6 protein-coding genes are annotated in these 16,283 nt (G+C 61.6%); all 6 read left to right on the top strand.

Annotated features, from left to right (window positions below; genetic code table 11):
- Window positions 1-158 precede the first annotated feature (158 nt).
- Window positions 159-4,652 carry a SpvB/TcaC N-terminal domain-containing protein gene (locus tag NN484_RS15285; protein WP_274657427.1) on the top strand — a complete coding sequence of 1,498 codons (4,494 nt, stop codon included), beginning with the start codon at window positions 159-161 and terminating at the stop codon, window positions 4,650-4,652.
- Entirely contained in the window at window positions 4,649-7,420 is a 2,772-nt protein-coding gene (locus NN484_RS15290; RefSeq protein WP_274657428.1) for an RHS repeat domain-containing protein, read from the top strand. Before NN484_RS15285 ends, NN484_RS15290 begins: the two co-directional genes overlap by 4 nt.
- 76 nt (window positions 7,421-7,496) lie before the next feature.
- Window positions 7,497-10,163, top strand: coding sequence for an RHS repeat domain-containing protein (locus tag NN484_RS15295; protein ID WP_274657429.1), 2,667 nt, complete (start codon window positions 7,497-7,499; stop codon window positions 10,161-10,163).
- Window positions 10,164-10,195: 32 nt separating this feature from the next.
- The gene (locus tag NN484_RS15300; protein WP_274657430.1) at window positions 10,196-13,036 is read left to right on the top strand and encodes an RHS repeat-associated core domain-containing protein; all 2,841 of its coding nucleotides are present in this window, start codon (window positions 10,196-10,198) and stop codon (window positions 13,034-13,036) included.
- Between the two features lie 78 nt (window positions 13,037-13,114).
- Window positions 13,115-14,875 carry an ATP-binding protein gene (locus NN484_RS15305; protein ID WP_274657431.1) on the top strand — a complete coding sequence of 587 codons (1,761 nt, stop codon included), beginning with the start codon at window positions 13,115-13,117 and terminating at the stop codon, window positions 14,873-14,875.
- The gene (locus NN484_RS15310) at window positions 14,875-16,203 is read left to right on the top strand and encodes a sigma-54-dependent transcriptional regulator (RefSeq protein WP_274657432.1); all 1,329 of its coding nucleotides are present in this window, start codon (window positions 14,875-14,877) and stop codon (window positions 16,201-16,203) included. The genes NN484_RS15305 and NN484_RS15310 overlap by 1 nt, the downstream gene beginning before the upstream one ends.
- Window positions 16,204-16,283: the final 80 nt, after the last annotated feature.

Here is a 16,283-nt window from a genome sequence, read left to right on the forward strand (position 1 = left end):
GCCGGCCCGTCACATGACGGGCCGGCCTTTTTTTTGCCTGAGAGAAAAACTCACACCTTTGGCCTGATCGCACCTGTCAGATCTGACAGGTGTGCGCCGCCGCGATTCTTGCTAGCGTCAATCCACCCACGCCTTCACCTGTGCAATGGATATGACCCATGGCTGATCAAGACCTCAGCATCACCCCACCGTCCATCGCCAAGAGTTCGACGATTGCCACCATCGGCAAAAGCTGGGGAGCGGTGGGAACGACGGGCGCTGCGTCGATTGAGGTGTCATTGCCCCTGTCCGCCGGTCGCGGCTGGGATCCGCAACTGTCGCTGACTTACAGCAGCCAGGCCGGTAACGGACCGTTCGGCGACGGCTGGAGCCTGGGTGTCAGCCTCATCAGCCGTCGCACTAACAAAGGCGTGCCGCACTACACCGCCCATGACGAGATCATCGGCCACGACGGTCAGGTGTGGACGCCGGAGCTTGACGATAACGGCCAGATCCAGTCCCGCCAAGAGAACAGATACAACGGGGTGGAGATCGGCCCGCATGACGTGGTGCGTTACGGGGCGCGGATGGAAAGCGATTTTTCCCTGCGCGAATACTGGCAGCCGCAGACCGGCGAGCAACCCGGGTTCTGGCTGATTCACGGCGCCGACGGCTCTTTGCACCTGTATGGCAAAACCGCCGCTGCACGCCAGGCCGATCCCGATGACCCGCTACGAGTCTTCAGTTGGCTGCTGTGCGAAAGCATGAATACCCACGGCGAACACATCGGGTTCGATTACAAGGCAGACGACCATGACCTCGACCCGGATCGCGACTCGCGCGCGCAGCGCTACTTGCGTGCGGTTTTCTATGGCAATGCCAGCGCCAGTCAGGACCTGTATGGCTGGACCCAGGAAAGTCCAGCCGAGGGCGACTGGCACTTTCATCTGCTGTTCGACTACGGCGAGCGCACCACCTCGCTGACCGAGATGCCCGAGTACGCAGAGAACCCTCTGCACCCCTGGCCAGTACGCCCCGATCCCTTTTCGACTTTCATCCAGGGCTTTGAACTGGGCACCCGACGCCTGTGCCGACAGGTGTTGTTGTTCCATCATTTTGCCGAACAAACCGGCGCCACGCCGGTGCTGGTTCGCCGACTGCTGCTTGAATATTCGCAGGTCACGCCACTATCGCCATTCAGTCAACTCACCGCTGCGCACAAACAGACCCGGGATGCCGACGGTTTCGTGGAAGACCAGCCGCCGACCGAGTTCGAGTACTCCTCCTTCACCCTTGACCCGACACCGCGTCGCTTGCTTGAACTGGAGACACAACCGGGTATCGATGAGCAGCCCTATCACCTGGTCGATCTGTTCGGCGAAGGCTTGCCGGGGTTTCTCTGCCGCTATGACCAGTGCTGGTATTACCGCGAACCTGTGCGCGCCAGCACCGGCCCGGAGGCCATAACCTACGCTGCCTGGACCTCCCTGGAGCAGGTGCCGGTGGCCAACCGCAATCAGGCCGTGCAGCAGTTGTTGACCGACCTGACCGGTGACGGGCGCCTGGACTGGGTCAGCGCGATGCCGGGCATGAGCGGATTTCGCACGCTGAACGCAGATCGCAGCTGGGGACCGTTCATTACCTTTAAAGGGTTTCCCGCAGAGTTTTTCCACGGTCTTTCGCAACTGGGCGACTTCTGCGGCGATGGCCTCGACTCCCTGGCGATGATCGGCCCCCAGGCCGTGCGTCTGTATGCCAACCGCCGTGAAGCTGGATTCGGCCCGGCCACCGAGGTCGAACACCCACTGGACGACCGCTTGCCGCTGTTGAGCAATGCCCGCAACGAACTGGTTTTTCTCGGCAACCTGCTGGGCAGCGACATGACCGAGCTGTGCCGCATCCGGCACGACGAAATCCGCTGCTGGCCGAACCTGGGGCACGGCCGGTTCGGCAAGGGGCGCCGAATCAGCGGCCCGGTGTTTCCTTATGAGCAATTCGATGCCGCACGGGTGCGGATCGCCGACCTCAACGGATCCGGGGCACCGGCGCTGATCTATCTGAATTCGGACGGCTTCGACATTTACCTGAACCGGGGCGGCAACGGCCTGGAGAGCGAGGCCGTGCACGTCCCATGGCCCCCGGGCGTGCGCTACGACCGGTTGTGCCAGGTCACCCTCGCCGACCTGCAGGGATTGGGGTGCGCCAGCCTGATTCTGACGGTGCCACACATGACGCCGCAGCACTGGCGCTACGATTTCGTATCAGCCAAGCCCTATCTGATGACGGCCAGCAACAACAACATGGGCTGCAGCACGCAGGTGTTCTATCGCAGCTCCGCCCAGACATGGCTCGACGAAAAAAGCGAGCAGCTCGCGCATTACCCGGACCGGGTCCCGGCGTGTCATTTGCCGTTCCCCGTGCAGCTTGTCAGTCAGCAGGTGCAACTGGACGAAGTGACCGGCAACCGTCTGACGCAGAGTTTCGAGTATCGCGAAGGCACCTACGATGGCCGGGAGCGTGAGTTTCGCGGCTTCGGCCGACTGCAGCAGATCGACAGTGAATCAGCCACCGGTGACGACGATAGCGGTTTCACCGAGCCCGTGCGGGTATGCACCTGGTTCCACACCGGGCAGGCCATGGACCGCTCGCCCGAGCGCTATTTCAACCGCGATCCAGACGCGGTCCCCTTGGGCAACACGCTGTTCAGCCGTTATCACGCGGGTGACGAATGCGATGAAACGATAACGCCGCCCGATACCACCACCGAGTACGAAATCGCCCGGGCGCTGGCAGGATCCGTCGCCCGCATCGAAACCTGGGCCGCCGCTGACGACCTCGCCACGGGCTATCCCTATGCCGTAGCAGAGCACCGTTATCGGGTACGCGAAGTACGACCGCGCGGCCTTTACCCGGACTCGGTGCTATTGCTCCTGCCACTGGAGCAAATCAGCTACGCCTACGAACGCCTGGCCGACGATCCGATGTGCGCCCACGACGTCGTGTTGTGCACCAATCATTACGGCATGCCTACCCACACGATGACCATCAACTACCCGCGTCGCCGCAAGGTTTCGGAAACACCGCCCTACAGCGATCCGGACGAACAACAATGGTGGCGCGACGCCCACGATGAAGCTCAGCAGTCATGGTATGTAAGCGAGACCCGAAGCCGCTACATTGATCTGGACAATGACCCACAACAATGGCGACTGGGGCTGCCCTGGCAGCAACGCAGCAATGCCCTGAACCTTCCCACGGGTACGTTGCCGAACGGCCTCACCCCCAAGCAGGTGTGCTACGAGCAACTGATGCAGCATCAGGATTCATCCGCGTGGAACACCCTGCGCGTGTTGACCCTGCAATCGGTGCAGCGTTACCTCAAGACTACCGACCAGTCCCCGTTGCCGGATGGCGAGGCCGCTTTCGAAGCGCTGGCCGGGCCGGTGGAAGTGGCGCAACTGGACAAGACCGCGTTGGCGGCCTACGACACCGTGCCGCCACCGTTCGACATCCGCGCAGAGCTGAAAAACATCGGTTATGCACCGATGCCCTTTCTGTTCGAAACCGCGCTCACCGCCGACGATGAACAAAACCTCTGGTCTTCCCGTTACAGCTTTGCCGGATACGCTGGCCCCGACCGTTTCTACAAGGTGCTCAAGTACCAAGAGACGCCCAGTCATGGCGTGACAGAAGCGCAATACGACCCTTACAGCCTGGCGCTGATATGCATCAAACTGCCGGACGGCTGCACGACCCGCTTCGAATACGACTATCACGCCGTGCAACCGCTGTGCATCATCGATGCCAACGACAATGTCCAGGAGGCGATGTACGAACCCTCCGGACAACCACTGACCATCACGTTTCATGGCACTGAAAACGGTCAAATTGCAGGTTTCAGACCGCTGAGCGAATACCAGCGACCGGAGAATCATCACCCGGATGCGGCAATTGCCAACCCGGCGCTGGCTGTGCAAAAAGCCGCCAGCACGCTGCGCAAGGATCTGTTCAGCTGGATGGGGCAACTGCCTCTCGTGCTGCGCGAGACCCCTGAACTTTTTAGCGTGTGGGTCAACGCCGGCCTGGTCCTGCCCAGCGGCCATATTCGCGCCAGCGCCCGTCGGTGCCTGGCGCAAACTGTCGCACCGAGCCCGATGCAACAGGCACTGATTACGGCGATCGCCAGCATCGCGCGCGAGCCGGTGCACAGCGTCATGCTCAGTGCCGACCGCTATCACGATGACCCGATCGCCGCACAGTTTCAAATCGTCAAAAACTGCTTCGATGGCTTCGGGCGGTCATTGCAAACCCAGCAATTGGTCGAGTCCGGAGACGCTTATGTGGTTGATGAAAACGGCGCACTGCTCATCGAGGACGGCAAGCTGGTGATACGCCACGCCGACTCGCGCTGGCGCATCAGCGAACGGGTCGAATACAACAACAAGGGACTGGCGGTGCGGCAGTTCCGACCGTTCTTTGCCGACACTCACCGCTACGTCAACGATGTCTCCCTGCGCGAGCAGGGTTATTTCGATCAACTGTTTTACGACGCACTCGGGCGCCCGATCAAACTGATCAATGCCAAAGGCTATTTTTCTCTCGAGACGCATCACCCTTGGTACAGCACCAGTCAGGACTTCAACGACACCGATGAATCGGAACCACAACCATGAACGTCCATCGGCGCACACCCGCACTCACGGTGCATGACAGCCGCGGCTTGCCGGTGCGCCAGGTCGTTTACCTGCGCACTGTCGCCGAGGACACCCCGGTGCCACTGCTGACCCGCCAACAACATGACGTAGCCGGGCGCAGGGTTGCGCAGTGGGATCCGCGCCTGTCGGTCGCCAGTCGGGTGACGGTGTATGGTCTGGGTGGCGAACCGTTGAAAAGCGACAGTGTCGACGCCGGCATGCGCCTGACCTTGCCGGGCCTTGCCGGCGAAGCGCTCGAGCGTTGGGACGCGCGTGGCAACCATTGGCGCAGCAGCTTCGATGAACAGTTGCGCGTGCTGTCCGTTGACAACAGCCTGCAGCCGGACCGCGAGACCTTCACCTACGCTGACGCCTCGGCCAGCGCCGCCTTCAACCTTCGCGGGCAACTGATCGCCGTGCACGACACGTCGGGGACGTTGCAGTTCAACAGCTTCGGCCTGTACGGCGAGGCACTGCAGGAGACTCGCCGGTTCGACGATGAGCAGGCCTTTGTCACCCGTCGCACTTACAGTCCTTTGGGTGCCCTGCTGGAGCAGATTGATGCCGGCGGACACCATCAGCAGTTGCGCTATGACGCCGCCGGGCAACTGCGATTCAGCCAGCTTCGGCTGAGCCTCAACCCCGACTGGCAACCGGTGTTGCAGGACGCGCAGTACAACGCTGCCGGACAGATCATTGAACAGCGGACCGACAATGGTGTGGTCAGTCGCTGGTACTACGATCCAGCCGATGGTCGTTTGAACCGGCAATCCTCGAACAAGGGGACACAATCTGTTCTTCAAGACTTCGAGTATGTCTTTGACCCCAGCGGCAACATCACGCGCATCATCGACCATGCGTTCAGCGTCAGCCATTTCGCCAACCAGCGGGTCGACGGTGAACGCCGTTTCAGCTACGACTCGCTGTACCGACTGCACAGTGCCAGCGGCTACGACGACGGCCCGCTGACGGACATCCCCGGCTTGCCGCAGCTCACCGACCCGCGCAACCGGCTCAACTACACCCAGACCTATGCCTATGACCGTGGCAATAATCTGATCAGGCTCAGCCATGTGCGTGACGGCGCCAGCCATACCCGCCAGATGTTCATCGACCCGCAGAGCAATCGCGGTGTTCGCTGGCAGGAGGGTGACCCTGCTCCGGACTTCACCAGCCTGTTCGATCGCCACGGCAACCTCCTCGCCCTGCAACCTGGCCAACCCCTGCAATGGAATGCCCGGGACCAATTGGCACAGGTGACACTGGTACAACGCGATGACGGCCTCCATGACCGCGAATATTACCGTTACAGCCAGGGGGGCCGGATCTACAAACGCCATGAGCGATACACCACGAACGTCAGCCATTTCGAGGAAGTGCGCTACCTGTCGGGCCTGGAAATCCGCCGACGCGACAATGGCGAAGAACTGCACATCATCTCCATCAGCGCCGGATCAGGCAGTGTCCGCTGCCTGCACTGGGTCGCCGGCCAGCCAACAGGCGTCGATGCCGATCAACTGCGCTACACCCTCGGCGATCACCTGGGCTCCTGCGTGATGGAACTCGATCAACAGGCGCGCCTGGTCAGTCACGAGGGCTATTACCCGTTCGGCGCAACCGCGTGGATGGTTGGTCGGTCGGCACAGGAAGTCAGTTACAAGACCGTGCGCTATTCGGGCAAGGAAATGGATGTCAGCGGCCTTTACGCCTATGGCGCGCGCTATTACGCGCCATGGTTGCAGCGCTGGGTCAGTACCGATCCGGCGGGGGATGCCGATGGCCTCAACCCGTATGGTTTTGTCGCAAACAACCCGCTGCGCTATGTCGACCCTGACGGCAACACCCGGGCAGAAAGTGTGATCATGCTGTACTCGGCGTTTATCTCAACCGTCCAGGAACACTCCACGCAGGTGGTCGGGCAAATCCACAGCATTCTCCATGATGAAGGTGTCGCGGGGGGGCTGGCCCTGAACATGGCAGGCGAAGTCGTCAGGGGCGTCATCGGCTATGAAGGCGGTGTCATCGGCGCTGGGCTGGTGGACCTGGTGGCGCCCAATGTGCCTTTCACTACGCCGTTCACAACCAGTGGCGGCGTGGTCGGCGGCAATATCGGCGGCGATGCCGCCACCGCCATGGTCGAGCCGCTGGCAAACAGCGCAAGGCTCAGGGTAGGCCCGTTGATTCCGCAGACCTCGCAGATATCCGTCAGTGCGATTGACCAGGGCCTGGGTATCGAGGAGACCGTCAAGGAAATCAAATCCTGGCGAGACATGAAGGATGAGTTGATTCACCCGGGCCTGAATGCGGTGTTCAACCCGTCATTCGTGATGGGCAGGCTCATGGCCTCGTGGATATCGATTCTTCCCGGGGCAATCAACATGTTTGCCAGGGCCATCGAAGCCGAGGACATCAAAAATCGCCTTGATCCGATGAAGGTGCAGAAAATTGAAACCCTGCTCGGCGACTGGAAAACAGCCATCGAGCAACGTGCCGCCTGGGCCGAAAATGCCTTTGATGCATTGGGTACCGACACGGTTTACCCGGCCAACTCGCTGCCCAACGTCAACCACATGACACCCGCAGAGGCCCTGGCGCCCATCAACCGCGCGGACCTGCAACGCCAGACCCGCTTCACCCTGTCCAACATCAAGCGCGCTCAGGACATGATGACGTTGTACAAGGAGATGGGCACTACCGACAATCAGTTCCTGCTGGCGCAGCGGCGAGTGCGGAAAAATGCGGCCTGAAATGAACCGTTGTGCGGGCATGAAACGTTCCGTGCATTGGCGAACGCCTGCCGTGTCGGCTCATGATCCCAGGGGCTTGCCCGCCAGGAAAGTGGCTTACCTGCGTGCGGTGGCGGGCGCCGACGTCGAATGCCAGATCACTCGCCAACACCACGACACGAGCGGACACCTGACCGAACAATGGGACCCGCGCCTCCACGTGCCTTGCCTGACTACGGTTTACCGGCTGGATGGCGAGCCATTGAAAATCGACAGCGTCGACGCCGGCTGGCGCCTGAGCCTGCCAGGCCCTGGCAGTCAATCACTGCAGCGCTGGGATGCCCGCGGTAACCACTGGCGCATGAGCTATGACCAGCAGTTGCGCTTGATGACGGTCGAGGAAAACGAGTTCGATGTCGAGGTACTGACTTACGCTGAAGCCTCGGCCGATGCCGCGCATAATCTGCGCGGCCAGTTGCTCGAACACGAAGACCACGCCGGTACACTGCGTATCGACAGCTATGCCCTGTCCGGTCAGCCTCGGACTGAAACACGTACCTTTCACGACGGCGAAGCATTCACCAGCCAGCGTGTTTTCAGTCCGCTGGGCGCGGTGCTGGAACAGATTGATGCGGGTCAACATCGACAGCAGTCACAGTACGGTCTGGCCGGGCAACTCAAGCAGGTTCGACTGCAGCTCAACGGACACACCGACTGGCACTCGGTATTGATCGAGGCGCAATACAACGCTGCCAGTCAGATCATCGAACAGGTGGCCGGCAACCGGGTGCGCAGCCGCTGGACGTATGACCCGGCCGATGGTCGATTGCACACCCATGTCTGCCACAAGAACGCTGGCCCTGTGTTGCAGGACTTCGAATATTTCCACGACCGGGTCGGTAACATCGTGCGCATCGATGACCATGGCTTTCAGCCGGTTTACTTCGCCAACCAGTTGATCGACGGCCACCGCACCTTCGGCTATGACTCGTTATACCGGTTGATCCGCGCGACCGGTCATGACGAAGGCCCACTCTCCGACATCCCGGGACTGCCACAGCCGAGCGACCCGAATAACCGCCTCAACTACACCCAGACCTACGAGTACAACGCCGGCGGCAGCCTGATCAAGCTGCAGCATGTACGGGCCGGTGCCAGCCACACCCGCCAGATGCGTATCGATCCACAGAGCAACCGCGGGGTGCGCTGGACGCCTGGCGATGCCGAACCGATATTCGACCGGTTGTTCGACCGTCACGGCAACCTGCAAGCGCTGCAACCGGGGCAAACATTGCACTGGAACACTCGTGACGAGCTGGCCAGCGTCATCCTGATCCACCGCGAGGACGGTCGACACGATGCCGAGCACTACCGTTACAGCCAGGGCGAGCGGGTGTTCAAGCGCCACGAGACCTTCACCGCACAAGGTGCTCATTTCCAGCAGGTGCGCTACTTGCCCGGGCTGGAAATCCGCTCGAAGGACAACGGTGAAGTACTGCACGTCATTCAACTGGACATCGGTATCGGCCATGTCCGGTGCCTGCATTGGGCACAGGAAAAACCCGACGAGCTCCGCTACAGCCTCAACGATCATCTGGACTCCTGTGAGCTGGAACTCGATCAACAGGCGCAAGTGATCAGCCAGGAAGGTTATTACCCGTTTGGCGCCACTGCGTGGATGGCCGCGCGTTCGGTGATCGAAGTCAGTTACCGGTTCATCCGTTATTCAGGCAAGGAAATGGATGTCAGCGGCCTGTATTACTACGGCGCCCGTTACTACGCCGCGTGGCTGCAGCGCTGGATCAGCGCCGACCCGGCAGGCGATGTTGACGGGCTGAACCTGTACGCGATGGTCAGCAACAACCCGTTGTGCTTCGTCGATAACGGCGGGACCGAACAGACGCCCAGCGAAGCACAGCAAAAAGTCAGCGAGTTTTCCAATGTGCTGACACACATGACCAGCGAATTGCAGAAGCTCAACTATCAGCTCTACAACCTCACGCGTACTCGCGACATCTACAAGACCGCCGCAAAAAAACTCGCGTTCAGCGTGGCAACGTTTGCCGTGGCGATCAAGGCCGGTGCCGTAGGGAGCACCGTCGGTGCCGGTGTCGGTAGCCTGAGCGGTCCCGCCGCGCCAATTGTGATGCCGGTGACATCAACGGTAGGGGCCATTTTCGCCGCAGAGGCGTCAGTCAAGCTCATGGCCAAGATCGGCGAAGAAACCACGCTCGGCTATTCGATCATGCCGGATCAGGCCGCGCTTTCGGTGAAAAGCCTGCAAAGCAAAGCCAAGGCTTCGCCGAACTCAGTGAGGGGGACCCTGGAAAGCTTCAATCCGCAGACCTCAGGGGGCCTGGTAAAGATCGGTCTGGAAACCACCGCCCGGTCATTGGGCAAACACCTCAAGATTCCTTACCTGAAACAGTCATTGAACATCGCCCGCCAAATGGCCCAACTCACAGAAGCGCTCAACGACTCATGGGGGCAGGGAGACCTGAACCGCATCAGCGCGCGGCTGGATGAATTGACCGGTTACCTCGACAGCCAGCAGGCCGGCCTCCAGCAACACCTCGACACGCTGGCCGGTGCAGCGCCTGCACCGGTAAAACTGATTGGCATCGCCCAGATGCCGGAGCGTGCCGACAGCGACCTGGCACACCTGCAACAACAAATGACGGTGGCTCGCGGCACCATCAAGCACGCCAGGGATTTGCTGGGTCGGGTATCGGCCTATCTGGCGCTGAAACAGCAAGCGGCATAGCGCCGGATTCGCAGAGCAACCGAGAGTGAACAATGGCGACGTCGCTGTTTCACCACACCCCAACCCTGCGTAGCCACGACCCTCGGCACTTGCCGGTGCGTCAGGTGGAATACTTGCGTCAGGTCGCAGGTGAAGCAGCGCAGGCCCTCGTCAGCCGTCATCTGCATGACCCTGCCGGCCGCTTGGTGACACAGCGCGATCCGCGCCTTTTCGACGGTGCGTCGCCGCCCAATCTGCAAACGATCTATACGCTGGATGCTCGTCCGTTGTGTGTCGACAGCGTGGACGCCGGCTGGCGACTGATGTTGCCGGGGCTCGGCGGTGAAGAACGGCAACGCTGGGACCAGCGCGGCAACCACTGGCAGTATGAGCACGACTTATTGCTCCGCGTGATCGCCGTCACTGAAAACGCGCAGGCCGGGACCGAGTGCTACAGCTACGCGGACCACAACGCGAATGCCGGGTTTAACCTGCGCGGCGCATTGACCACGCAAACAGATCCGTCCGGCAACGTAGTGTTCAGCAGCTATAGCCTGCTCGGCCAGGGAATGAGTGAAACGCGCACCCTCGTCGACGCAACCGGCACCTTCACCACCCAGAGGCATTACGATCCGCTGGGCAATATATTGCAGCTCACCGACGCCGGCGGCCACCGGCAACAGTCGCAATACGACGTCGCCGGGCAGTTGCAGCAACTGTCGCTACAGCTGGCGGGCTCCGACACGGCGCAACCGGTGGTCAGCGAAACACGCTACAACGCTGACGGCCAGCTGATCGAGCAACTGGCCGGCAACGGCGTTCGCCGCAGCCAGCATTACGATCCGGCCGACGCTCGTCTGCTCCGCTTGCTGGCGTACAAGGACCCGGCCGCTCCACTGCAGGACCTGCATTATGTCTACGACCCGGCAGGCAACATCCTGAGCATCGAGGACCACACTCTGGCCACGGTGTACTTTGCCAACCAGCGCGTCGATGGCAATCGACACTTTGTCTACGACTCGTTGTATCGCCTGATCGAAAGCCGCGGCTTCGAGGGCGAAACACCCCCACAATCGCCGGGGCTGCCGCAGCCGATTCAGCCCATCGATCCCGGGCAACGCTTCAACTACCGCGAATATTACCGGTATGACGAGGGCAACAACCTTGTCGAGTTACAGCATGTGCGTGAAGGCCACAACTTCACTCAGCAGATGATCATCGATCCACACAGCAACCGAGGGGTACGCTGGAAAACCGGTGATCCCGAACCGGTCTTCGCTGAACACTTCGACCTGCACGGTAATCAACTGCGTCTGCAACCCGGCACCCAGCCACTGCTGTGGGACAACCGCGATCAACTGGCCCGTGCGACATTGCTGCAGCACAGCAATGGTCTGCCCGACGATGAGGAAATCTATCGCTACAGCCAGGGTGAGCGCGTCTACAAGTGCTCACTGAGCCATACCCCGTCAGTCACGCACCGCCGCGAGGTACGTTATCTGCCGGGGCTGGAAATCCACGCCCGCAGCGACGGCCAGCACCTGCACGTCATCATCCTGCCCGGCGTCCGCTGCCTGCACTGGCTCAGTGGTCGGCCACCTGGACTGGAAGACGATCAACTGCGTTACAGCCTCGACGATCACCTCGGTTCCTGCGCACTGGAACTGGACCACCGCGCCGCCGTCATCAGCCTGGAGCATTACTACCCGTTCGGTGGCACAGCGTGGTGGGCTGCCCGCTCAGCGCTTGAAGCCAGCTACAAAACCATCCGCTACTCGGGTCAGGAGATGGACGCCAGCGGTCTCTATTATTACGGCGCCCGCTATTACGCACCGTGGCTGCAACGCTGGATCAGTGCCGACCCGGCCGGGGATGTCGATGGACTGAATCTGTATGCCTTTGTCGGTAACAATCCGGCAGGTTTCATCGACACCGATGGCCGGGCCCTGAGCGATTTTCTTCAGCCCGAAACCCGCGAGGAACGTGACCTGAGAAAGGCACGAGGCGCCGAGCAGAATCGACGACGCCGAGCACGGGTGGAATTGTCATCTCAGGTCGAACGGCATTTGAACATTCTGGCCCTGTCATTGCGCCGTGGTCTGGATGCTCAACAGCAGATTCTCAATCACCGCACGACATCTGACTTCGCCGGCTCGACCCTGCGCCGCAGTGCGACGCATATCGCTGGACAGGTGGTCGCCTATGGTGGCGGAATCGCAGTGGGCATCGGTGCCCAGGCGCTGGGCGTTGCAGCCCCGGGCGTAGGCAACGTGGCAGGGGTTGTGATCGGATTCGCGGCGAAAAAAACCATCAGCCTGCTGTGGGACTATGCAGCCGAACGCACAGGCGCCAGCGCCTCGATCAAATTCAAGGCCAGCCGGGTATCGGCCGAAAAAATCATCAAGAAGGCCGAGTACAAGACTATGTCGCCCTTGAGCTACATGGAGCAGAAGTACGCAAAAATGCTTCCTGACACGCAAAAAGGCGCGTTCAAGGGCTTGAAGGAAAGCACCAGCACCGCCATCAGTCTGGGGGCCAAACAGATCACCCCGAGCATGGCAGCCGAGGTCAGTGCTACCGCCAGCGCCCTGCTGGGTGCTGTGGAAATCGGCCATGAAATCGCCGGTGCTGTCGGCGGTCTGACAGCGGAAAAAATTGCCCAGGGCGAGCGCAACCTGACGGGTCTGATCGATACCCTGCAAGGCAATCTGTCCGAAGTTGCCAATTATTTCGAAATAGCCGGTGTCGATGCCATTCACACCTTCGGCCTGTTCAAGGATAGCCCCGGCGACAGCGTCGAAAGCCTGACACAGACAACCCAGGCAGTGATCACCGAACTGGCCTACGCCAGAACCATGCTGCTCTCACATTCACACAAATTCAGCCATGTCTGATCAGGTAACGCGTCAGGCGAACAGGACGGGCAGGCGCATGCTATCGTGCCCGCCCGTCCCTTTATCCATTAGCCCAGCATGCTGCCGACTTCCCGTACCCTGCGTCTGTCGCTGTACACCCTGCTGATCATCGCCGGTGCGGCCATCGCCGCCACCCTTGCCATCCGCCACGCCGAACGTCAGGCGCTGGAGGAAGACGCCACCCGCGCCAGCCAGCAATTGGCGCTGTATGCCAACTCCCTGCACACCCTGATCGACCGCTATCGCGCCCTGCCCGCCGTGCTGGCGCTGGACCCGCAATTGCGCGGGGCGCTGGCCGGGCCGGTCGATGCCGAACAGCAGAACGCGCTGAATCTGAAACTGGAAAAGATCAACGGCGCGGCGCAGTCCTCGACCCTCGAACTGCTCGATCGTACCGGCCTCGCGGTGGCGGCGAGCAACTGGCGTCTGCCCAGCAGTTATGTCGGCCACAATTACGGTTTTCGCCCGTACTTCAGTCAGACCCGCACCCAGGGCACCGGACGTTTTTATGCGGTGGGCGTGACCAGTGGCATCCCCGGTTATTTTCTGTCCAGTGCCGTGCTGGGCGACAACGATGAGTTCCTCGGGGCGATGGTGGTCAAGCTGGAGTTCCCGGAGCTGGAGCGCGAATGGAGCCAGGGCAGCGACACGCTATTGGTCAGCGATGCGCGCGGGATCATTTTCATCGCCAATCAGCCCGGCTGGCGCTATCGCTCGTTGCGGCCGCTGGACAGCCGCGATATGGCCGAGATCAAGCGCACGCGCCAGTACGACAAGCAATCGCTGAGCCCGCTGACGCACTTGTCACTGCGCCACTTCGACGACAACAGCGACCTGCGCCGGGTCGAAGGCCCGCAGGGCACGGCGGATTATCTGTGGGAGTCGCTGCCACTCACTGCCGAAGGCTGGACCTTGCATCTGTTGCGGCGCCCGCAAGTGGCCTTCGAAGATTTACGCAACGCCGGGTTGGCCGCTGCCGGGGTGTGGCTGGCACTGGTGTTTCTGCTGTTGTTCCTCAACCAGCGCTGGCGCCTGGCGAAAGTCCGCCAGCGCAACCGCGCAGAACTCGAACAACTGGTCGAAGAACGCACCCGCGACCTGCGCACCGCTCAGGACGGTCTGGTGCAATCGGCCAAGCTCGCGGCGCTGGGGCAGATGTCCGCAGCACTGGCCCACGAAATCAATCAGCCGCTGACCGCGCAACGCATGCAGCTCGCGACGCTGCGCCTGCTGCTCGACCATGGCCGCGTCGATGACGCGTACAAGGCGCTCAAACCGGTGGACGACATGCTCACGCGCATGGCGTCGCTCACCGGCCACCTGAAAACCTTCGCCCGCAAGAGCCCCAGCGGCCTGCGCGAACGGCTGGATCTGGCGACGGTGGTCGACCAGTCGCTGCAACTGCTCGACGCTCGTCTGCGCGACGAACAGATCAGCCTGGTGCTGCACCTGACGCGTCCGGCGTGGGTGCGTGGCGATGCGATACGCCTCGAACAGGTGCTGATCAATCTGTTGCGCAACGCCCTCGACGCGATGCAGGGCAAACCGTGCAAACGCCTGGAAATTCGCCTGGAAGTTGACGAACAACTGTGGCGCCTGAGCGTAATCGACAATGGCGGCGGGATTGCACAAGAGCACCTGAATCAGGTGTTCGACCCGTTCTTCACCACTAAACCCGTGGGTGACGGCCTCGGTCTGGGGCTGGCGGTATCCTTCGCTATCGTGCATGAATCCGGCGGCCGTTTGAGCGCCGAAAATGGCGAGTCCGGTGCGGTGTTCACCCTGACCCTGCCGATCGATCTGGAGGCGCACATCTGATGCTCAATTCGGTGATGGTGGTCGATGACGAAAGCAGTATTCGCAGCGCTGTCGAACAGTGGCTGAGCCTGTCGGGATTCGAGGTGCAGTTGTTCAGCCGCGCCGAAGATTGCCTGGCGGTACTGCCCGCGCACTTCCCCGGGGTGATTCTCAGCGATGTGCGCATGCCCGGGCTCAGTGGCCTGCAGTTGTTGGCCGAAGTGCAGCGCCGTGACGCCGACCTGCCGGTGATTCTGCTGACCGGCCACGGCGATGTGCCGATGGCGGTCGAAGCCATGCGCGACGGTGCCTACGACTTTCTGGAAAAACCGTTCAGCCCGGAAACCCTGCTCGGCAGCCTGCGCCGGGCGCTCGACAAGCGTCGGCTGGTAATGGAAAACCGCGCCCTGCACGAACAGGCCGACCACCGCGCCAGGCTCGATGCCACGCTGCTCGGCGTGTCCCGTGGCATGCAGACCTTGCGCCGGCAGGTGCTGGATCTGGCGGCGCTGCCGGTCAACGTGTTGATCCGTGGCGAAACCGGCAGCGGCAAGGAACTGATCGCCCGCTGCCTGCACGACTTCGGCCCGCGCGCGGACAAACCGTTTGTGGCGCTCAACTGTGCGGCGATCCCCGAGCAACTGTTCGAGGCTGAATTGTTCGGCCACGAGAGCGGCGCCTTCACCGGCGCCTCTGGCAAGCGCATCGGCAAGCTGGAGTACGCCGACGGCGGCACACTGTTTCTCGATGAAATCGAAAGCATGCCGCTGGCCCAGCAGGTGAAACTGCTGCGAGTGTTGCAGGAACAGAAGCTGGAGCGCCTGGGCTCGAACCAGAGCATTCGCGTCGACCTGCGGATCGTCGCCGCGACCAAACCCGACTTGCTCGATGAAGCCCGGGCCGGACGCTTTCGTGAGGACCTGGCCTATCGCCTGAACGTCGCCGAGCTGCGCCTGCCGCCACTGCGCGATCGCCGCGAAGACATTCCGCTGCTGTTCGAGTCGTTTGCCTTCAGCGCCGCTCAGCGCCTGGGCCGCACCTTCCCGCCGTTGAGCGGAGCGCAATTGAGCCACCTGCTCAGCCACGACTGGCCGGGCAATGTGCGTGAACTGGCGAACGTCGCCGAGCGTCAGGTGCTGGGGCTGGACGAGCCGGTGCAGGGCATCGACCCGGGCCAGTCCCTCGCCGCGCAGCAGGAAGCCTTCGAAGCCCAATGCCTGCGCGCCGCGCTGACCCGGCACAAGGGTGACGTGAAAGCGGTGCTGGAGGAGTTGCAGCTGCCGCGCCGCACGTTCAATGAGAAGCTGCAGCGGCATGGGTTGAGTCGGGAGATGTTTGTCAGCTCCTAAGATCAAAAGATCGCAGCCTTCGGCAGCTCCTACCGTTTCACCGTCGTCCACAGATTTCCTGTAGGCGCTGCCGCAGGCTG

Origin of the sequence: Pseudomonas serboccidentalis, assembly GCF_028830055.1 — a bacterium.
Classification (GTDB): domain Bacteria; phylum Pseudomonadota; class Gammaproteobacteria; order Pseudomonadales; family Pseudomonadaceae; genus Aquipseudomonas; species Aquipseudomonas serboccidentalis.

Coding starts and splice junctions, on each gene's coding strand:
- NN484_RS15285 (WP_274657427.1), top strand. CDS start 159: ATGGCTGATCAAGACCTCAGCATCACCCCACCGTCCATCGCCAAGAGT.
- NN484_RS15290 (WP_274657428.1), top strand. CDS start 4,649: ATGAACGTCCATCGGCGCACACCCGCACTCACGGTGCATGACAGCCGC.
- NN484_RS15300 (WP_274657430.1), top strand. CDS start 10,196: ATGGCGACGTCGCTGTTTCACCACACCCCAACCCTGCGTAGCCACGAC.
- NN484_RS15305 (WP_274657431.1), top strand. CDS start 13,115: ATGCTGCCGACTTCCCGTACCCTGCGTCTGTCGCTGTACACCCTGCTG.
- NN484_RS15310 (WP_274657432.1), top strand. CDS start 14,875: ATGCTCAATTCGGTGATGGTGGTCGATGACGAAAGCAGTATTCGCAGC.